At 63.8% G+C, this 18,562-nt stretch carries 21 protein-coding genes; 2 read left to right on the top strand and 19 right to left on the bottom strand.

Going from position 1 to position 18,562, the window contains the following annotated elements:
* Window positions 1-426 precede the first annotated feature (426 nt).
* The 5 genes from ccoS to pbN1_RS02490 all read right to left on the bottom strand — a co-directional run bounded on the left by ccoS (window position 427) and on the right by pbN1_RS02490 (window position 5,448).
* Window positions 427-624 (bottom strand): cbb3-type cytochrome oxidase assembly protein CcoS, encoded by a 198-nt coding sequence (gene ccoS / locus pbN1_RS02470; RefSeq protein WP_169201420.1) that lies wholly within the window; start codon window positions 622-624, stop codon window positions 427-429.
* Window positions 624-3,104, bottom strand: a complete 2,481-nt coding sequence (locus pbN1_RS02475; protein WP_169201419.1) for a heavy metal translocating P-type ATPase — start codon at window positions 3,102-3,104, stop codon at window positions 624-626. The genes ccoS and pbN1_RS02475 overlap by 1 nt, the downstream gene beginning before the upstream one ends.
* 199 nt (window positions 3,105-3,303) lie before the next feature.
* Window positions 3,304-4,071, bottom strand: coding sequence for a 3-hydroxyacyl-CoA dehydrogenase (locus pbN1_RS02480; protein WP_169201418.1), 768 nt, complete (start codon window positions 4,069-4,071; stop codon window positions 3,304-3,306).
* Between the two features lie 89 nt (window positions 4,072-4,160).
* Entirely contained in the window at window positions 4,161-4,760 is a 600-nt protein-coding gene (locus pbN1_RS02485; RefSeq protein ID WP_425305750.1) for a CoA pyrophosphatase, read from the bottom strand.
* Window positions 4,761-4,788: 28 nt separating this feature from the next.
* Entirely contained in the window at window positions 4,789-5,448 is a 660-nt protein-coding gene (locus tag pbN1_RS02490; protein WP_169201417.1) for a retropepsin-like aspartic protease family protein, read from the bottom strand.
* 268 nt (window positions 5,449-5,716) lie between these two features.
* Between pbN1_RS02490 and pbN1_RS02495 the strand changes: the two genes are divergently transcribed.
* Entirely contained in the window at window positions 5,717-6,274 is a 558-nt protein-coding gene (locus pbN1_RS02495; protein WP_169201478.1) for a GspH/FimT family pseudopilin, read from the top strand.
* 22 nt (window positions 6,275-6,296) lie between these two features.
* Here the strand turns inward: pbN1_RS02495 and pbN1_RS02500 are convergent, their stop codons facing one another.
* From pbN1_RS02500 to pbN1_RS02565, 14 genes are all read right to left on the bottom strand, one after another.
* On the bottom strand, window positions 6,297-7,409 hold the full coding sequence (locus tag pbN1_RS02500) for a sensor histidine kinase (protein ID WP_244857136.1): 1,113 nt from the start codon (window positions 7,407-7,409) through the stop codon (window positions 6,297-6,299).
* Window positions 7,366-7,848, bottom strand: coding sequence for a type IV pilin protein (locus pbN1_RS20920; RefSeq protein WP_280516172.1), 483 nt, complete (start codon window positions 7,846-7,848; stop codon window positions 7,366-7,368). Before pbN1_RS20920 ends, pbN1_RS02500 begins: the two co-directional genes overlap by 44 nt.
* Window positions 7,836-9,605 carry a type IV pilus modification PilV family protein gene (locus tag pbN1_RS02510; RefSeq protein WP_169201416.1) on the bottom strand — a complete coding sequence of 590 codons (1,770 nt, stop codon included), beginning with the start codon at window positions 9,603-9,605 and terminating at the stop codon, window positions 7,836-7,838. The genes pbN1_RS20920 and pbN1_RS02510 overlap by 13 nt, the downstream gene beginning before the upstream one ends.
* Window positions 9,606-9,638: 33 nt before the next feature.
* On the bottom strand, window positions 9,639-10,910 hold the full coding sequence (locus pbN1_RS02515) for a pilus assembly PilX family protein (protein ID WP_280516173.1): 1,272 nt from the start codon (window positions 10,908-10,910) through the stop codon (window positions 9,639-9,641).
* A 16-nt stretch (window positions 10,911-10,926) separates the two neighbouring features.
* Complete coding sequence (locus tag pbN1_RS02520) at window positions 10,927-11,718, bottom strand: PilW family protein (protein ID WP_169201414.1); 792 nt, start codon at window positions 11,716-11,718, stop codon at window positions 10,927-10,929.
* Window positions 11,712-12,362 carry a GspH/FimT family pseudopilin gene (locus tag pbN1_RS02525; RefSeq protein ID WP_169201413.1) on the bottom strand — a complete coding sequence of 217 codons (651 nt, stop codon included), beginning with the start codon at window positions 12,360-12,362 and terminating at the stop codon, window positions 11,712-11,714. The genes pbN1_RS02520 and pbN1_RS02525 overlap by 7 nt, the downstream gene beginning before the upstream one ends.
* Window positions 12,363-12,714: 352 nt before the next feature.
* Entirely contained in the window at window positions 12,715-13,002 is a 288-nt protein-coding gene (locus tag pbN1_RS02530; protein ID WP_169201412.1) for a hypothetical protein, read from the bottom strand.
* A gap of 151 nt (window positions 13,003-13,153) precedes the next feature.
* Entirely contained in the window at window positions 13,154-13,354 is a 201-nt protein-coding gene (locus tag pbN1_RS02535; RefSeq protein WP_169201411.1) for a YjfB family protein, read from the bottom strand.
* Window positions 13,355-13,365: 11 nt separating this feature from the next.
* Window positions 13,366-13,851: a YajQ family cyclic di-GMP-binding protein gene (locus pbN1_RS02540; RefSeq protein WP_169199430.1), complete on the bottom strand. Its 486-nt coding sequence runs from the start codon at window positions 13,849-13,851 to the stop codon at window positions 13,366-13,368.
* Between the two features lie 13 nt (window positions 13,852-13,864).
* The gene (gene ppnP, locus pbN1_RS02545; RefSeq protein WP_169201410.1) at window positions 13,865-14,188 is read right to left on the bottom strand and encodes a pyrimidine/purine nucleoside phosphorylase; all 324 of its coding nucleotides are present in this window, start codon (window positions 14,186-14,188) and stop codon (window positions 13,865-13,867) included.
* 13 nt (window positions 14,189-14,201) lie between these two features.
* Window positions 14,202-14,432, bottom strand: coding sequence for a DUF2788 domain-containing protein (locus pbN1_RS02550; RefSeq protein ID WP_053422179.1), 231 nt, complete (start codon window positions 14,430-14,432; stop codon window positions 14,202-14,204).
* A 12-nt stretch (window positions 14,433-14,444) separates the two neighbouring features.
* Window positions 14,445-15,674 (bottom strand): argininosuccinate synthase, encoded by a 1,230-nt coding sequence (locus pbN1_RS02555; RefSeq protein ID WP_169201409.1) that lies wholly within the window; start codon window positions 15,672-15,674, stop codon window positions 14,445-14,447.
* A gap of 76 nt (window positions 15,675-15,750) precedes the next feature.
* Window positions 15,751-16,674 carry an ornithine carbamoyltransferase gene (argF, locus tag pbN1_RS02560; protein WP_169201408.1) on the bottom strand — a complete coding sequence of 308 codons (924 nt, stop codon included), beginning with the start codon at window positions 16,672-16,674 and terminating at the stop codon, window positions 15,751-15,753.
* An 11-nt stretch (window positions 16,675-16,685) separates the two neighbouring features.
* Window positions 16,686-17,855, bottom strand: coding sequence for an aspartate aminotransferase family protein (locus pbN1_RS02565; protein ID WP_169201407.1), 1,170 nt, complete (start codon window positions 17,853-17,855; stop codon window positions 16,686-16,688).
* A gap of 291 nt (window positions 17,856-18,146) precedes the next feature.
* Here pbN1_RS02565 and pbN1_RS02570 point away from each other — a divergent pair, with 291 nt between their 5' ends.
* Window positions 18,147-18,443: a DUF3579 domain-containing protein gene (locus pbN1_RS02570; protein ID WP_169201406.1), complete on the top strand. Its 297-nt coding sequence runs from the start codon at window positions 18,147-18,149 to the stop codon at window positions 18,441-18,443.
* Window positions 18,444-18,562 lie beyond the last annotated feature (119 nt).

Raw genomic sequence — 18,562 nt, forward strand, 5'->3', positions numbered from 1 at the left:
CCCTGATGAAAAACCTTTGCGCCCGGTCTGCAACCATCCACGCACTAGCGGCCCGGACGAACACGTTGACGCACAACACCGCTGACCGGCCGTTGACTTAGGTCAACATTGTATTGCACCGCGCAATCGGGCGGAAGCATATGGGGTATCAATCGCGCAAAAACCATGTTCTAAACATGGTGAAAATCGCAGGCAAAAAAAAGGGTGCGTATCGAACGCACCCCCAACCCCAACAGAGAGACATAAATACCAGTTGCCGGAATGCCGCCCGAAACCTCGCGGCGACAACCGTAAAAACCATGAGAAAAGTATGCCCATCTCGCCCGGATGACGTTTTGACCAAGGTCAACAAAGGGTGCCCCCGGCAGCGCTGCGATGTGCCCCGACTCATTTTGCCGACTCACTTTGCCGACTCACTTTGCCGACTTACTTCGGCAGCTCGCGATCCGTGCCGTCCGGCTGTCTCTCGGGAGGCGGCGGCGCATCGCGGTCATCCATCAGCACCCGGTACGCCGGACCTTCCATATCGTCGTACTGCCCTGACTTGAGCGACCACCAGAAGATCACGCCGATCACGAAAACCAGGACGACCGAGAGCGGGATCAGGATGTAAAGGCTTTCCATCAGCGAACCCCGCTCCGCGGTTGGCGCTGCAGACGCAGCGCGTTGAGAACGACGAGCAGCGAGCTTCCGGCCATGCCGATGCCCGCCATCCAGGGCGTGACCAGGCCGGCCATTGCGAGCGGCACCGAAGTGAAGTTGTACGCGAACGACCACCACAGGTTCTGCCGGATGATCCACAGCGTGCGGCGCGAAAGATCGAGCCCGCGCCCGAGCCCGGCGAGACTCTCGCTCAACAGCACGATGTCGGCTTCGTTGCGGGCGAGCTCGGTGCCGCCGCCCATCGCCACCGACACATGTGCCTGGGCAAGCACCGGAGCATCATTCACGCCGTCGCCGACCATCGCCACCACTGCCCCGGGGGCACGCTGCAGCCTCGCCAGGAACTGCTGCTTGCCCTGAGGCGTCAGGGCGCCGTGAGCGTCCTCGATGCCCAGGACCGCATCGACCGCGCCGGGCGAATCGCCGCTCAGCACCGTCATGCGCACCTTCTCTGCGAGAAGCTTCGTCGTCAGCTGCGCGGCCTCCTCGCGCGGCACGTCCGCGAGGCGGAACAGGCCGAGCCATTCGCCCGTTCTGCCGAGCGCGATCACCGACCCGCCCCGCGCCTCGAACTCCGCGCACCGGGCCGGTTCAGGGATGCCCAGTTGCGCAGCGACGTATGCCGCCCGTCCGATCGCATAGCGCACGCCCTCGATCCGCCCCGCGATGCCTTGCCCGGTTTGCGCGACAACCTCATCGACCGCGGGCAGCACGCCGTCTCCCGCGGCGCGGCGCAGTCCCGCGGCGACCGGATGTTCGGAATCGCGCTCGAGCGCCGCCGCCAGCCTGTGCAATCCGGCTTCGCCCAGTTCGCCGAGCGGCAGGACTTCCTCGAGGCTCATCCGCCCATGCGTCAGCGTGCCGGTCTTATCGAAGACGAAGTGGTTCGCACGCCCGAGCGTCTCGATCGCATGCCCGCGCGTCACCAGCACGCCCATTCGGGCCAGCGCGTCGGTAGCCACCGTCAGCGCCGTCGGCGTCGCCAGCGACAGCGCACAAGGACACGCGACCACCAGCACCGACACGAACACCCACAGCGCCCGTTCCGGCTCGATGAAGTACCACGCGATACCCGTCGCGAACGCAAGCGCGAGCAGCGCGACGATGAACACGGCCGCAAAGCGGTCCGACTGCTGCGCGATGCGGGGCTTTTCGCTCGCGCCGCGCTCCATCAGGCGGCAAATCGCCGCGAGGCGGGTCGAGTCCCCGACCTGCTCGACGCGCACCGTCAGCGGACTCGAAATATTGATGCTGCCGCCAGTGACCGGACTCCCGGCAGACTTCGGCACCGGCAGGCTCTCGCCCGTCAGCAGCGCCTCGTTCGCCTCGCTGCGCCCGTCGACAACGACGCCATCGGCGGGCATCACTTCACCGGGACGCACCCGCACGAAGTTGCCCGGCACCAGTTGCGACACCGGCACGCGCTCACCGTCCGGCGCCGGCCAGCCGGGCAGGCGCTCGGCAAACGCCGGCAGCACCTTGCCGAGTTCCTCGACGCCACGCACCGCCTTCTGGCGCGCCACCATCTCCAGATAGCGCCCGCACAGCAGGAAGAACACGAACATCGTCACCGAGTCGAAATACACCTCGCCGCCCCCGGCAAGCGTCGCCCAGACGCTCGCCGCGAAGGCGCTGCCAACTCCAAGCGCCACCGGCACGTCCATGCCCAAGCGGCGCAACTTCAGGTCGCGCAACGCCCGGCGGAAAAACGGCGCCGCGGAATACAGCACGACCGGAAGCGTCAACAGCAGGCTCGCCCAGCGCATCAGCTGCTCGATGTCCGGCGCCAGGTCGCCCTCCGGGGCGATGTACGCCGGGAAGGCGTACATCATCACCTGCATCATGCCGAAGCCGGCGACGAAGACGCGCCACAGCATCGAGCGGCGCTCGCGCTTGCCGATCTGCTCCGACCGCTCGGCGTCGTACGGATACGCGCGGTAGCCGATGGCCTGGATTGCGGACAGGATCCCGGACAGCTTGATGCGCCGTTCGTCCCAGCGCACCCGCGCACGACGGGTCGCATAGTTGACCTCGACCAGCGAAACGCCCGGCTGGCGTGCGACATGCTGTTCGTTCAGCCACACGCACGCGGCGCAGGTGATGCCCTCGAGGATCAGCGCCGCCTCGCGCTCGTGCTCGCCGATCGGCTGCACGAAGGTTTTCTGGAAATCGGGATGATCGAACAGCCCGAGTTCCTGCAGTTCGGCGGGCAGCGCCTCCTTCTGCGGCTCGGGCATCGCGTCGCGATGGCGGTAGTAATCGGTCAGGCCGTTGGCGACGATCGACTCGGCGACGGCCTCGCAGCCGACGCAGCACATGCGCCGCGACGCGCCGTCGATCGTTACATAGTGGTGCGTCTGGGGCGGGACCGGCAGACCGCAGTGATAGCAGTCCTGCTCAGGCAAGGATGCTCGGACGGGCTCGATTTCAGAGGCGCTCATCGGGGAAACACGGAGGACGGCGAGGACGGCGAGGGGCGGACCCGGCCGCCCGTTCAGGCAGCGAAACGTCTTTTAGCACACTTGACGTCCCGCCGCCATTGCACTGCAGCAAAACTTACGGCACGCCAGCCGCAAAGAGCCGCGATCGTCGCACGCCCCGCTTACCATCGCCGCGACGCCGTCCGCAGCCCGCTTCAGCTTATTTCGCCGTCATGCGAATCGCGCCGTCGAGGCGGATCGTCTCGCCGTTGAGGTAGGCGTTCTCGATGATGTGGCGAACCAGCGCCGCGTATTCCGCGGGCCGCCCCATGCGCGACGGGAACGGCACGGTCCTGCCGAGCGAATCCTGGACTTCCTGCGGCATCCCCATCAGCATCGGCGTCTCCATGATCCCCGGCGCGATCGTCATCACCCTCACGCCGAAGCGCGCCAGTTCGCGCGCCACCGGCAACGTCAGCCCGACAACGCCCGCCTTCGACGCCGCATACGCCGCCTGGCCGATCTGACCGTCATAGGCCGCGACCGACGCCGTGCTGACGATCACGCCGCGCTCGCCCTCCTCGTTCGGCGCCGCCTTTGTCATCACATCCGCCGCGAGGCGCATCATGTTGAAGCTGCCGATGAGGTTAACGGTAATCGTGCGCGCGAACGATTCGAGCCGATGCGGCCCCTCGCGGCCGACGACCTTCTCGGCCGGAGCGATGCCGGCGCAATTGACCAGCCCGTGCAATCCGCCGAAGCCGGACACCGCGCGATCGATCGCCGCCTTCGCGCTCGCCTCGTCGGTCACGTCGGTCGCGGCGAACGCCGCCGCACTGCCCAATTGCGCCGCCAGCGCCTCGCCCGCGTCACGATTCACGTCGGCCAGCACCACTTTGCCTCCGGCCCCGACCAGCATCCGCGCCGTCGCCGCCCCCAGCCCCGACCCGCCACCCGTGACGACGAACACGCCATTTTCGATCTTCATTGCGAGACTCTCCGTGAATGCCGCCCGGATGCGGGCGTACGAGGGCGCAACATAATGTCCGTTGACGTCAACGTCAACCTCAGCGATCGCTACACGCTCGGCTCGCCGCCGAGGAACCGGTACAGCGACACCAGAATTCCCGCCGTCGCGCCCCAGATGAAATACCCTTCGTACGGCATCGCGTAATACTGTCGCATCCGGCCCTGGTATTCCATGCTGTGACGCTGGTGGTTGGCCGGATCGAGGAAATGGGCCAGCGGCACTTCGAACGCTTCGGCGACTTCGAACGTGTCGAGCTTCAGCTCGAACGGCGGATGCACGAGCCCGACCACCGGCGTCACCCTGAAACCGGTCCCGGTGAAGTAGTCGGGCAGCTCTCCGAGCAGCTCGATGCGTTCCGGATCGAGACCGATCTCCTCCTCCGTCTCGCGCAACGCCGTCATCACCGCCGAGACGTCCGCCTTCTCGACCCGCCCGCCGGGAAAGCTGATCTGGCCGGGATGATGATGCAGATGATCCGTGCGGCGCGTCAGCAGCACCGCGAGCCGTTCCGGGCGCAGGACCACCGGGACCAGCACCGCGGCCGGGCGGAACGCCCCCCGGTGGGAGCCATCTTCGCGCACCGGCGCCATCTCCGGCGCATCGACAAACCGGCGCCGCAGCCCCTCGGCATCGAATGCCGTTTTCATGAGATTCTTTTCCGTCACTCGTTTCACCTTAGTAACGCTTGCGCAGCACGAGTCGGCCCCCCTCCCGCTGCATGTCCATGCGGCCGAGAAAACTCATCCCGAGCAGTACGAACGGCAGGTCGTTTTCATGCACCAGTCCATCGACACCGTGCACCGTGATGTCGCCGACGCGCAAGGTATCGAGCCGCACCTTCCACACCACCGCCGGCCCGCTCGCCGTCTGGGTGCGGGCCGGCATGCCACGACGATAGTCGATGCCGGCCCGCCGCGCGTCCGACAAGCCGATCGACACCATGCTCGCGCCGGTGTCGACGAGAAAACGCACCGCAGCCCCGTTGATCGTGCCGTTCGCGAAGTGATGGCCGGAGGAATCGGCAAAAAGACTGACTGTCGCTGACGCCGCTTCCGGCACCTCGGCGCGCAGCGCCGACTGCCCGAGCGCAATCCGGCGCGGCGTGCGATCCACCTCGACGACCGCCGTCTCGCCACGGACTTCGATCAACCTGACCCCCTCGCGCGTGCGTTCCCCGACCGCCAGCGTCTTCGGCGCACCGCCATCGACGATCAGCACCGCCTTCCCGCCGAACACGCCGACCAGCTCGACCTCGGCGCCGAACGACGCCGCGGCTGCGAAAGCCGCCCCGATCGACACCACCGCAACCCGGCACAGCTTCGAAATCCGCAGCATCGATGACCTTCGAAGAAGAAATTGGGCTGTGTGGCGGCAGTGCCGGAAGCCATCCCCAATAGTCGCCGGCCCACAAGAAATGGGCCGCCGTAACGAGTGTCGCAAGAGAAAAATCAGGATCTCAACCGCCATTCAAAGTAATGGCGTAGAGGTTACCGCCGAATGCTCAAGCGCACCAGACTGCATTGGAGAGGGATCAGGGAGGACAGCGTCACGGAGAGCATGTACTTGATTTGCATATTTTGCGCAGACCATCTATACATTTGACATGCCCAGAAAACGCACATCCGGCTTCAGCCTGATCGAACTGCTCGTCACACTCGCGGTGATCGGGATCCTGCTCGGTGCAGGCCAGCCTCTGATGGCCATGATGCTCGAATCCCGTCGCGTGAGCGGCGCCGCCGAAGCAGTTCAATCCGCGCTGCACTTCGCGCGGTCGGAAGGGATCAAGCAGATGGTTCCAATGGTCGTCACCTACTCCATGAACAACACGGGCGCGTGGCGCGTCGGCATCCGTGATCGCACCACCTGTGATACCGCCATTGCCGATCCCGAAGACGAAACAGCCTGCTCGATCCCGCAGGCTGACGAACGGGTTCTGAAGGTATTCGAGGCTGCTGAATTTCCGGGCGTGATCGCACGGGCCACTCGCGGATCGACACGTTTCAACCCCGTGCGCGGCACGGCGCTCGGTACGAACGCGACCGTAACGCTGAGATCGACAGGCGGGAAGGAGGTCCGCGTGATCGTCAGCAATATCGGACGGGTGCGCAGTTGTTCGCCAAGCGGCGACGGGAAAGTTCTCGGCTACCCGACCTGCCGATGAAGCATCGCGCATGCGCGATGCTTCATGCAGCCACCCGGGATCCGGCATTAATCGGCAGCCTCACCTGCACAACGAAACGCGCATCCTTCTGGAAAGTGCGCAACTGTGCTTCGGCGTCGAAATGCAGCGCGAGGCGTTCTTCGATATTCGCAAGGGCGATCCGGTTTCCCCTCGAAACTTCCGCCGCTGCATCGCGAATCGAATTGGCAACCTCGATGCGCAGTGCCCCACCTTCTGCATGGATCCGGACGAAGACATCCCCCCCGCCCGACGCCGGTTCGACGCCATACCGGACGGCGTTTTCAAGCAAGGGCTGCAGCAACAGGATCGGCACCGATGCGTCCAGCGGCGCGTTCTCGCAATCCCATTTCACCCGCAGGCGCTCCCCCAGCCGAAGCTGCTCGATCTGGAGATATGAACGCGCCAGTTGGATCTCGTCGGCGAGTGGCACCAGCGAACGCGGTTCGGCGAGCAGCACGCGGAACAGGTCCGACATGTCGAGCAGAACCTGCTCGGCCAGCCGCGGATCGCGCCGTACAAGCGACACTGCGGTATTAAGGCTATTGAACAGAAAATGCGGCCGAATGCGGGACTGCAGCGCCATCAGCCGAGCCTCCGCGAGCGCCGGGGAAAGTACTCGCTGGCGCCAGTTGAAGTACGCGAGGATCAGGCAGGCGAGTAGTGCGGCAACTGCGGCCGCCTTCAGCCCGCCGCCGGTCGGTAACGATCCGACCCACGCCTTCAGCGCGGCGTCCTGCACCGCCGAAACGCCCGCCGCCAGCCCGATCACCGCCCACACGCCCTGCCGGTACGGCAGACGTCCGAGCCACGGTGACAGCAGAAACAGCAGCAACACGACAACCAACAGCGAGGATTCGAACAGCAGTCCCGAGTCGGGAACGCGGAGCAAGGCCTCGAATCCGTCCGCTGAGTGCGCCAGCAGCGCGCCGAGACTTGCCAACTCCGCGATCACGAGAATCCGCAGAATCACGCCGAGGTTGCGGAAGTCGGGGAGGGTCACTGCGGCTGGTCGTTCGGCTGCAGACGTTGCTGGCTCGAGGTGCAAAAAACTAGCGATTACGGCCTGGCCTTTACCAACAAACTGCAGGGGTCCGCTTCTCGCTTTCCGCCACACCTTCCTTAAGGACTATCGTTGCGCAATCGGTGTCGTCGGCCTGCGCGCCGACCGCAGTTGCAGTCACCGTGTAACCCGTGCCTGATGTCCCTGAAATCGCGAGCGTGTAATGCTTCTCGGCCGATTCGTCGTCGAGCCCCAAGTCATCTACTAGGTTTGATGTGTACGTGGTGTTGTTCGTTCGCCATTTTTCCTGTTCGATCTGCACCCGCACCAGCGCTTCCTTGCCGTCCGCACGGCGAGCCTTGCGGACGAATTCCTGATAGCTCGGGTAGGCGATGGCAGCGAGGATGCCGACGACGGCGACGACAATCATCAATTCGATCAGCGTGAAGCCCTCCGCCGCTCGGTCAGCGGTGGGGCGGCCGCGCAAGTTGTGGCCTCTCTCGTTCATATCCGTGCTGCTCCCAAAATCAATTGTCCGGTTCAGGGTACGCAATTAGCTGCGGTCCCGCCGATCGCGAAGTTAAAGGTGCTGTTGCCCGCACTGATCGACTGACCCGTGAAATTGAAGGTGTAGGTCGTCGCAGTCGCAGTCGAAGGCGCTGCCGGCAACGGCGACGCCGTTCCGCTCGTGGCAGTCTGGCAAACAAAGTTGTCGCTTCCCGTGGTAACGGTGATCGCTCCCGACCAGCTGCCTCCGGTAAAGCCTGCGCCGGTAAAGGAGCAGGTATAAACGTCACTCACCGCGGCGGAACCTGACCAGGACGGCAAAGGAGTGCAGCTGCCGCCGCTGTTCGTCGTCATCGACTCGATCGTCGGCTTGCCGGAACCGGTCGTCGGGTTCCGGGTCACCGTGCCGGTGATGTTGATCGTGATTTCGGGCGCCGCGGCGTTCGGCAGCGGATCAGGGCAGGTCGTCGTGAAGCAGAAGAACTTGCCGGGGTTGCCGAGCACCACGTCCACACTGTTACCTTGCAGATAGGCAGTCTCTGTCGGAGCCAACGAGCCGCTATCCGCCGGATCCAATTTCCGGTGGTTCCGGGGGTTGTCCGCCTCGGTCGAGAACGGCACGTATGTGGGACTCACATTGTCATAGAGCCTGAGCTTCGCGCTGCAATCCGCGTCGACCGGATTGCCAGTAATCCGCGTCAGCAGGAAATCGTGGCCGTCATAAAGCGCGGCCGTGTAATCGCTGGTGTCGCTCGACTGCACGCCGATGCCGGTCGACTTGAAGAACGCACCGGCCGACACATAACCGCGATACATCCGCGACGTGCCAAGCGCCGGATGGCGATTGTCGCTCTTCACATCTGTAGCCACCGCGGTGACCGCCGGATCGCCGAGACAGACGCGGTCGTTCGTGTTCGCGCTATCGGTGCGGATCACGCCGATATTGCCGAACCAGTTCGCGCCGACATAGCAGCGGTAGCTGAAAGTCCTGTAGACCGTGCTCGGACTTTGGTAATACGGCGGCGGGGTCGGAGTGACCGGATTCTTTTCGGGCGTCATCGAGCAGAACGACGCATCGGAAATCACGATATAGACGTCTTCGTTGTTGAGCGAACTCAGGTTGTTCTGATCGATATACACATTGCCGGCGATCTCGCTGAAGCGCTCGTCCTCTCGGGTCGCGGTCAGCAAAACGTTGCCGTTCGAATCGACGAGGCGCCAGATGTTATCGGTGTCCTGCTGCTGGCGCAGCCCGTCGGCATTGGGCGTGACGGTGTTGTCCACGGTCCTCGTCCCGTCGCCGAGCCGCGCCCGCCCGGTCGGCGTTTCGGCGTGGCTGCCCACCCCCTCGCCGGGCTTGACGAGCGCGACCGCCTTGCCGGGGTCGTCCCACGCGACAACCGAGCGCACATCGACGGCCTGTTCGATGTTCATCCGGTCAGTCCACGACACGAGCACCGAGATTTCCGCATGATCGTCATCTTCCGTGATCGTTTCGGGCGTTATCGTCCAGCAACGTTCGAACGCGGTCGATTGCACGTCGGACGCCGACATGCCGTACACGCTGTCGCAATCGCCGGCAATCGCCTCGAACTGACTCCTCACCATCAGCGAACGCAACTCCTCGAGCTTGCCTTCCGCCAACTGCACGGCCTGCGTCCGCGATTTGGCCTGCCCGCTGACCTCGATAAAGAAGGTGTTCAGTTTCGCGATGCCGAGAATCCCGGCAGCCATCACCACCAGGGCGACCATTGCCTCGATGAGTACCATGCCCCTGTAGGCCTGCCGTCCAGCGTTTTTCATGGCCGCTTCACCTGTCGAATATGTTGCGTAAGCTTAGAAATCGCGCCAGCTTCCCGGCAGAGAGGCATAACTTCCGGCATTTCCCGCCCCCCCGATCGCATCCGGATCGTAGATCACGTTGAGGCTGCCGTCGGCGTCGACGCTGCCGGTGATGAGCACTGCGCCGCGGATCGTCGCCGAACCGCTCTGCGTCAGATTCCCCCTCACGAAGACAATACCGAAGATCGTCGGGCTGCCGCTGAGGTCGAGGTCACCATCGACGACCAGCACCACGGGTTTGTCGGCCGAGCCGATGTCCTGATTGATCGCGGCATTGCCCTCGACCCAGAATACTGTGCCACCGCCGTTGTCGGCTTCCCCGTCACCGATGGAACCCGCGTCGGCGCCGGCCACGACCTCTTCGGCCTGCGTGGACTTGTACTCATTCGGCTTCATGCCGAGGAAATTCTCGAAATACTGGTCCTCGGTCAAGTTCGCGAGCGTCGTATCGCTCTGGATGACGTCCGGCCCGTAGACGCCGGTGCTCGTCGTACAGATCAGGTCGGGCGCCTGCGCATCGTTGCAAACCTGATTGCCGCCGCCGACCTGAGTGGTGACCTCGTCGGAGGTGCAGTCGCCGGCCGCGCAGTCGCTGGTGCCATCGGTGACCCCGGGCCGCCGGATCACCGTCTTGCCGGTGTTGCCGGTGTTGTCGAGCGTCGAGCCGGTCCACACGGTCAGATTATTGAAGTAATTGACGACCGTCGCGTTGCCGCTCATCCCGACCGAGCCCTTCGCAATCAGCGGATTCGAGACGTCTCCCGGCACCGGGTCGGTCTTCGCGACCAGCGTGAGGATGCGTTTTCTCGCCGCACTGTCGTCGCTCCATCCGCACGAAACCGCCCAAGCCGTTTTTGCAGAGGCCCCAGGATTGGTACACGAAGCTGCCGTGATGCCATCGTCGGCACTATCTGCACACTGGGGCAGATTGGCAAAATCAAGGGTCGTTGGTTCGCAGAACAACACGCTGAAACTCGAATTCGGATTCGCCGGTGTCCAGCTGGCGTTCAGCGCGGTCTGTGCTGCGACATCGAAGTCGATGTCGCCTTCGCTCGCATTGATTTGCTGGATCGTCAGCTCGATGCCGGCCTCGGCCGCCTCGAACGCCTGCTTGCTGCGCACTTCGTTCGCCGACATGCGCTGCTCGCCAACAACCGTATTGGAAGCGTAGAGCACCAGTAGCGTGGCCGCGATCAGCAGCACCATCGATACCAGCAGCGTGGCGGCGCCATGCTGTTGCGCACGCGATCCGCTCGGTTTTCGCATCACATCACCCCACTCACTACCAGTTGAAGATACGGTTGTTCGCCAGATGCACGGTCTCGGTGATCGTGCTCGCCATCACCGAATCGCTCGCGTGGTGGCCAGTCAGCGTGATCGTCACCTGCCGCACTTCAGTCAACACCTCGCCAGCCACGGGCGCGACATAGGTGCCGCCGTTGTTCATCGTGACGTCGGCGGCGGCGGCCGCGCACGCCGCGACGGTGCTCCCGGCCGTCTCGAGCTTCCACGAAATGTCCTCCTTCGGGTACATGCACTGCGAGCCGGTCGTCGAAAAGCTCAGCGAGTCGATGACGACCGTATCGTTGCTGGTCATTCCCGACCAGTTTCCGACGGTGCAATCGGAACTCAGCGTAGGCCCCCCCACCGAATCGGTCTGGAGCATCTGGATTTCATCACCGGTAAGCCTGAAACCGAACACCTCGCCCGGCTCGACAGCCCCCCCGAGGCCGTCGGCGTCATACGCATACATCACGCACGTGCCCCCTTCGAGAATCGCGAGGTCAGTCGTTGCCGCGGTGTAGGGATTGGTCGGAAATGTGTAGGTGACCGGAGGCCCCGCGTTCACGACGACGCTGCCCGCCCAGTAGCCGGCACGCCGAATGTCCGCTGCGATCACGCTCATCGTCGCGCGCAAATCCTGATTCAGCTTCGCCGCGCGCAGGCCGTAGCTCTGGCCGCGGACGGTCGTTACGTACATCGCGCCCGCACCGGCGACGACAATCAGGCCCACGACGAGACCGACCATGAGTTCGACGAGTGACAGCCCCGCCTGACGGGATCTGCTCAACATGATGGATAGCCTCCGACAGAGCCCGACGGCGAGCAGAGCTGCACGCGGCCGATTGCGTTGACGTCGACGCGCATTTGGCGACCGAGGCCGGACTGGAACAGGATCGATCCGGTCTCGGCGGTCGGCACCGTGCCGCGAACCCCGTCGAACGTCACTTGCGCGGGTGCGCCGGCCGCAAGCGTCACGCCGTTGAAGGCGGTGGCATTGACCACTTTGAGCACCGCCGTCTGGCCATCGCCGAGAATTTTGCAGGCCGCGCCATCGCCAACCGCCTTGGTGCAGTCGCACGTCCCGCCGCGGCTGAATCCCGAGCACCACGCGGCTCCCGTTGAAAACACGACGATCATGTCGGCCGACTGTTTGACCGCCTCGGAACGTGCCGCCTGCATCTGCGTGTAGATCGCCTCGGCGGCGCCGACGACGCGATTCTTGTCGAGGAAACTCTGAAAGCTCGGCGCGGCCGTGGCTGCAATGATCGCGAGCACGGCAACCGTAACCATCAGTTCGATCAGTGAAAAGCCAATATAGCGACGCATGGTGCTCATTAGTCCAACCTGTAAGTCAAGCAAGATCGACAGCTCATGTGCGAAATCCGGTTCGACGATGAGGTCTGCGTCCTGCGAGAACCGAAGGGGATTACCCATTGGAACGGCATCGACAGCAGTTCTCTTAAACTTGTTACAGATAGTAATTTCGCGGTTCGGTCGGCGAAAGCCGAGGAAGGCGAACGGCATGAATCGACGGACGAGCGGCTCAGAAGGACGACCAGCGGAGACAAATGAGGAACGAGGGAGAGTCGAGCGAAACTCGACTGATTTCGGAAGGCGGGTTGCACTTGATTACGGGGTACCCCCCATGTGGGGGTCGTGGCGCTCCGGGGCCCCCTACTCAAGAAGGCGTACCGCCCCGTAAACAAACAGTTTTTCGTCAGAGGGTAGTGAGTATCCCGTCCACAATGAGAAATGAGGAAGGCCGGGGCGCCTTACCCATTGATCATTAAAAATCCATCAGTTTACTGAGACGGCGAAGCTCATCCTCGAATCCCGGCGGCAGGTCGGGCTCAGGGGTGGAGGCCACGGGGCTTTCGAGGTCGATCACAGGTTCTTCCGGAGGCGATTTCTGCACTCGACCGAGGGTGGCGGCGGTTGCGGCGGATACTTCCGTTCCCGATTTCACTCTCGCGATCAGCTGATCGTGCTTCAGGATTTTCTCGGCGTTTTCCTTCAACGACCGCTTGTCGTTCTCGTGCTTTCTGCCTGTGATTCTCTTCAGGATTCCAATCACTCTTCAGACTTCCTGGCTGGATGAACCGGCATAGTCTAATTGAGGGGCGACTATTGCGGACCGGCGCGAGATTTGCATCGTCGCCTGCGTATGGAAGAGCACTGCTCATCGCCTTGGCGCAGCACCCCTCGCGCGGCCGAAGCCGCAGGGGTCAGACGAAGAGGTCGATCGATCCGCCGACGGTTGCGCCGGGAATGGGCGCGACCGCGGGTTGGGGGAGCGCCTGCAGGAGCTGCGCGGCGCCGGATTGCTGCAGGTCCATCGCCTTCTTGAGGACGAGCAGCGAAGCTTGCGCCTGGACGGTGGCCGCGCTGTTCGCGGAGGCGGCGGCAGCGATCGTGGCAACGTTCATCAGCTGCGCCGTCAGTCGCGGAAGTTGCCGAACTGCAGCGGGAAGTCGGTGATGTCCTTCTTCACCAGCGCGATGGCTTCCTGCAGGATGTCGCGCTTGGCGCCCGAGACGCGGATCGCTTCGCCCTGAATTGCGGCCTGGACCTTGAGCTTGCTGTCTTTGAGCAGCTTGACGATCTTCTTCGCGAGATCCTGCTCGACGCCGACGCGGACCTTGAGTTCCTGCTTGAGCTTGTTGCCGCCGATCTTCTGCAGGTCGCCGTATTCGAGGCAGCGCACGTCGATCTTCTTCGCCGTCATTTCGGGCAGCAGGATCTGGCGCATCTGATCGATCTGGAAGTCGCTGTCGCCGAACAGCGTCAACACCTTTTCGCCCTGCTCGACCCGCGCGTCGCTGCCCTTGAAGTCGTAGCGGCCGCTGATCTTGCGGTTGGCGACGTCGACCGCGTTCTTCAGCGAAGGCAGGTCGACTTCGGACATGATGTCGAAGGATGGCATGGCTCGCCTCCGGTCAGCCGAAGTGGCAGACGTAGTGGTACGGTTCGCCGGCAACTTCGATGTCGAAGCTGGAATTGGCCGGCACGTTGAAGGACTCGCCGGCGCCGTAGACTTTCCACCCGGACTCGCCTTTCAGGCGCACGCGGCAGCTTCCCGCGACCCCTTCCATGATCTCGGGCGCACCGGTGTTGAACGTCAGCGCCGCCGGCAGGATCACGCCGACGGACTTCTTCGTGCCGTCCGCCAGCACGATACCGTGGCTCACGCATTTGCCGTCGAAATAGACGTTGGCCCTGGTGGTGACGGTGACGCCGTCGAATTTTTCGGTGAGGCTCATGATTGCTGCTTTCCTATTCGATGCCGAGAAATCTCTGGATGAAACTCTTCGCGACGAAGCCGACGAAACCCAGCCCGAGCGCGATGAACAGCCACACGGTGCCGTATCTGCCGGCTTTCGATTGCTTCGCGAGGTTGCCGATGATGAACAGCATGTACACGATCAGCGCAGTCAGCAGGATCTTGAGCGACCAGTCCTCGAACTCCGCGATCGTCAGCCCGAAGATGACTGCGTCGCCGTCCATCGATCGGCCTCCTTAGCTGCGCTTGGTCTTCGCGTTCGCGGCGATGCGCATGCGCAGTGCGTTGAGACGGATGAAGCCGTGCGCGTCCTTCTGGTTGTAGGCGCCCTGGTCGTCCTCGAAGGTCGCGATCGTCGGGTCGAACAGCGAATCGGTCTTCGAGTCGCGGCCGGTGACGATGACGTTGCCCTTGTAGAGCTTGAGGCGCACCCAGCCGTTGACCGATTCCTGCGTGTTGTCGATCAGCGCCTGCAGCGCGCGGCGCTCCGGACTCCACCAGTAACCGTTGTAGATCAGGCTGGCGTAGCGCGGCATCAGGTCGTCCTTGAGGTGCGCGACTTCGCGGTCGAGCGTGACGGATTCGATCGCGCGGTGCGCGCGCAGCAGGATCGTGCCGCCCGGCGTTTCGTAGCAGCCGCGGCTCTTCATGCCGACATAGCGGTTCTCGACGAGGTCGAGCCGGCCGATGCCGTGCTTGCCGCCGAGCTCGTTCAACTTCGCGAGCAGCTCGTGCGCCTGCAGGCGCGTGCCGTTGATCGCGACGAGATCGCCACGCTCGAATTCGAGATCGACGTATTCGGCGGCATCCGGCGCCGCTTCCGGCGACACCGTCCAGCGCCACATCGATTCCTCGGCTTCCGCCGCCGGGTTCTCGAGGTGGCGCCCTTCGAACGAGATGTGCAGCAGGTTTGCGTCCATCGAATACGGCGAGCCGCCCTGCTTGTGCTTCATCTCGATCGGGATGCCGTGCTTCTCGGCGTACGCGAGCAGCTTTTCGCGCGACAGCAGGTCCCATTCGCGCCACGGCGCGATGACCTTCACGCCCGGCATCAGCGCGTAGTAGCCAAGTTCGAAGCGCACCTGGTCGTTGCCCTTGCCGGTCGCGCCGTGCGACACCGCGTCGGCCCCGGTGGCGCGCGCGATCTCGATCTGGCGCTTGGCGATCAGCGGACGGGCGATCGACGTGCCGAGCAGGTATTCGCCTTCGTAGACGGTGTTGCAGCGGAACATCGGGAAGACGAAGTCGCGCACGAACTCTTCGCGCAGGTCGTCGATGAAGATGTTGTCGGGCGTGATGCCGAACTTCAGCGCCTTCTGGCGCGCGGGCTCGAGCTCCTCACCCTGGCCGAGGTCGGCGGTGAACGTCACCACTTCGCACTGATAGGTGTCCTGCAGCCACTTCAGGATGACCGAGGTATCCAGCCCGCCCGAATAGGCAAGCACCGCTTTCTTGACGTCGCTCATGTCGATTTCCGCTTTTTCCGATTTCTGCTCAACAGACAGGCCGCAGCCGCACGGCCCGGACTTGCAAAGGCGCCGGCTAGTCTTCGACCTTGCCGAGCACCAGGTATTCCATCAGCGCCTTCTGGACGTGCAGGCGATTTTCCGCTTCGTCCCACACGACCGACTGCGCGCCGTCGATGACGTCGGCGGTGACCTCCTCGCCGCGGTGGGCGGGCAGGCAGTGCATGAAGAGCGCATCGGTGCGGGCCGCCGCCATCATTTCGGCGTCGACGCACCAGTCGGCGAAATCCTTCATCCGCTCGTCGTTTTCCGCCTCGAAGCCCATCGACGTCCACACGTCGGTCGTGACGAGGTCCGCGCCCTTACAGGCCTCCATCGGGTCGGCAAACTGCTTGAAATGACCGGTACCGTACAGTCCGGCACGTTCCGGCTCGACTTCATAACCTGGCGGGGTCGACACGTGGACGTTGAAGTCGAGCAGCTCGGCCGCCTGCAGCCAGGTGTTGCACATGTTGTTCGAATCACCGACCCATGCGACCGTCTTGCCCTGGATCGAGCCGCGGTGCTCGATGAAGGTGTAGATGTCGGCGAGGATCTGGCACGGGTGGTATTCGTTCGTCAGCCCGTTAATGACCGGGACGCGCGAATGCGCGGCGAAGCGCTCGATGATGTCCTGCTCGAAGGTGCGGATCATCACGACATCGCTCATGCGCGAGATCACCTGCGCCGCGTCTTCGACCGGCTCGCCGCGACCGAGCTGCGAGTCGCGGGTATTGAGGTAGATCGCCGAGCCGCCGAGCTGCTGCATGCCGGCCTCGAACGACAGCCGCGTGCGCGTGCTCGCCTTCTCGAAGATCATCACCAGCGTGCGGTCGAACAGCGGGTGATACGGCTCGTAGCGCTTGAACTTGTCCTTGATCCAGCGCGTGCGATCGAACACGTGCCGGTATTCGTCGCGCGTGAAATCCTTGAACTGCAGGTAATGCCTGGGTTTCGTCATCGCGCCTCCTCTCATTCGAGATGCTTGCGCACCAGCGGCGCGAGGCGCGACACCAGCTCCTGGGCATTGGCCTCGGTGAACACCAGCGCCGGCAGCAGGCGGATGACGCGGTCGGCGGTAACGTTGATCAGCAGGCCGGCATCGAGCGCCTGGCGGACCAGGTCGCCGCAGGGACGATCAAGTTCGATGCCGATCATCAGCCCGCGGCCGCGGATATCGACGACGCCGGAAAGCCCTGCGAGGGCTTCCTGCAGGCCGGTGCGGATCGCTTCGCCGACCTTGACGGCGTTGGCCATCAGTCCGTCGTCCTCAATCGTCGCGAGCGTCTCGAGGCCCGCGGCGCAGGCGAGCGGATTGCCGCCGAAAGTCGAGCCGTGATTGCCCGGCCCGAACAGGCCCGCGGCGCGCCCGCTGGTGATGCATGCGCCGATCGGCACGCCCGAACCGAGGCCCTTGGCGAGCGTCATCACGTCGGGTGTCACGCCGCCCTGCTGGAAACCGAACCAGCTTCCGGTGCGCCCCATGCCGCACTGGACTTCGTCGCAGATCAGCAGCCAGCCGCGCTCATCACAGATCGCGCGCAGGTCGCGCTGGAAGGCTTCGTCGGCGATATTGACGCCGCCCTCGCCCTGGATCATTTCGAGCATGACCGCGACGACGTTGTGATTGTGCTCGCCGACCGTGCGGATCGCGCCGATGTCCTTGTACGGCACGCGCAGGAAACCGGACACCAGCGGCTCGAAGCCGGCCTGGGTCTTGCGGTTGCCGGTGGCCGACAACGTCGCCAGCGTGCGCCCGTGGAAAGCGTTTTCCATGACGATGATCGCCGGCTGGTCGATGCCTTTCCGGTGGCCGTAGAAACGCGCGAGCTTGATCGCGGCCTCGTTGGCCTCGCAGCCGGAGTTGCAGAAGAACACTTCGTCCATGCCCGACACCGCGGCCAGCCGGTCGGAGAGTTCTTCCTGCAGCGGGATGCGGTAGATGTTCGACGTATGCAGCACCTTCGCCGCCTGGCCGGCGATTGCGCGCACCAGACGCGGGTGGTTGTGGCCGAGCGTCGACACGGCGATCCCGGACAGGGCGTCCAGATAACGCTTGCCCGTCTCATCGAAGAGCCAGACCCCTTCGCCGTGCGTGAATGCGACGGGCAATCTGGCGTAGGTATTCATGAGATGCGACATCGAGGACCCCGATCAGGATGAACCAGAAATGCACACGGCGGCACTCGCCGCCGTGAATAATCGAAGGATCGATGTTAAGCGAAAAATGCACGCCTTGTACAGATTGCGAGCCCCCGGCGCGGGCCGCCTCACCGCCTCATCACACCCGCATCATGAAACCGTGAGCCACGACATGAAATCGCGAGGCCCGTTTTCTGCTAGAATCCGCCGCGTCTTTCGCGGTCCCCACAACACCGGTTCAAGCCGGGACACCGCCTTCTGAAAATTCCCTCAGCCGCCGGGTTGCGCCACATGAGCCAATTGATCGAAAGCTTCGTCATCATCGGGGTCACGCGAGAGGGAAAGACTTTCCGCCCGAGCGACTGGGCCGATCGTCTGTGCGGCATCATGTCGGCCTTCGGCTCGGATCATCGCATGATGTATTCGCCCCACGTGCGCCCGGGCTGCACGCTCAAGGGGCACAAGGCGGTGCTGGTCGATGCCAGGCTGTACGACGTCGAGCCTCTGGCCTACAAATTCCTGATCAACTTCGCAAAAGACAACGACCTGGTCGTAGACCGGATCGACGACGACCAGGTCAAGATCTGACTCTCCGCGCAGCTCTGCCCTTTTCGATTCGATGCAGAAGCGGGCATTGAACCCTCGGGGCGTTGAACCCTCGCCGCGGCGGACGCGGCAGCCGCAACGCGGACAATAAAAACGGCGAC

The organism is Aromatoleum bremense (genome assembly GCF_017894365.1).
GTDB lineage: Bacteria > Pseudomonadota > Gammaproteobacteria > Burkholderiales > Rhodocyclaceae > Aromatoleum > Aromatoleum bremense.

Bases quoted from the DNA above. Each gene is read 5' to 3' on its own strand.
- ppnP (WP_169201410.1), bottom strand. From the start codon at position 14,188: ATGAGCCTCACCGAAAAATTCGACGGCGTCACCGTCACCACCAGGGCC.
- pbN1_RS02565 (WP_169201407.1), bottom strand. From the start codon at position 17,855: ATGTCGCATCTCATGAATACCTACGCCAGATTGCCCGTCGCATTCACG.
- pbN1_RS02490 (WP_169201417.1), bottom strand. From the start codon at position 5,448: ATGCTGCGGATTTCGAAGCTGTGCCGGGTTGCGGTGGTGTCGATCGGG.
- pbN1_RS02540 (WP_169199430.1), bottom strand. From the start codon at position 13,851: ATGCCATCCTTCGACATCATGTCCGAAGTCGACCTGCCTTCGCTGAAG.
- pbN1_RS02480 (WP_169201418.1), bottom strand. From the start codon at position 4,071: ATGAAGATCGAAAATGGCGTGTTCGTCGTCACGGGTGGCGGGTCGGGG.
- pbN1_RS02525 (WP_169201413.1), bottom strand. From the start codon at position 12,362: ATGGGTAATCCCCTTCGGTTCTCGCAGGACGCAGACCTCATCGTCGAA.
- pbN1_RS02515 (WP_280516173.1), bottom strand. From the start codon at position 10,910: ATGCGAAAACCGAGCGGATCGCGTGCGCAACAGCATGGCGCCGCCACG.
- pbN1_RS02495 (WP_169201478.1), top strand. From the start codon at position 5,717: ATGCCCAGAAAACGCACATCCGGCTTCAGCCTGATCGAACTGCTCGTC.
- pbN1_RS02570 (WP_169201406.1), top strand. From the start codon at position 18,147: ATGAGCCAATTGATCGAAAGCTTCGTCATCATCGGGGTCACGCGAGAG.
- pbN1_RS02520 (WP_169201414.1), bottom strand. From the start codon at position 11,718: ATGTTGAGCAGATCCCGTCAGGCGGGGCTGTCACTCGTCGAACTCATG.
- pbN1_RS02485 (WP_425305750.1), bottom strand. From the start codon at position 4,760: ATGAAAACGGCATTCGATGCCGAGGGGCTGCGGCGCCGGTTTGTCGAT.
- pbN1_RS02535 (WP_169201411.1), bottom strand. From the start codon at position 13,354: ATGAACGTTGCCACGATCGCTGCCGCCGCCTCCGCGAACAGCGCGGCC.
- pbN1_RS02475 (WP_169201419.1), bottom strand. From the start codon at position 3,104: ATGAGCGCCTCTGAAATCGAGCCCGTCCGAGCATCCTTGCCTGAGCAG.
- pbN1_RS02555 (WP_169201409.1), bottom strand. From the start codon at position 15,674: ATGAGCGACGTCAAGAAAGCGGTGCTTGCCTATTCGGGCGGGCTGGAT.
- ccoS (WP_169201420.1), bottom strand. From the start codon at position 624: ATGGAAAGCCTTTACATCCTGATCCCGCTCTCGGTCGTCCTGGTTTTC.
- pbN1_RS02550 (WP_053422179.1), bottom strand. From the start codon at position 14,432: ATGGACGGCGACGCAGTCATCTTCGGGCTGACGATCGCGGAGTTCGAG.
- pbN1_RS02510 (WP_169201416.1), bottom strand. From the start codon at position 9,605: ATGAAAAACGCTGGACGGCAGGCCTACAGGGGCATGGTACTCATCGAG.
- argF (WP_169201408.1), bottom strand. From the start codon at position 16,674: ATGACGAAACCCAGGCATTACCTGCAGTTCAAGGATTTCACGCGCGAC.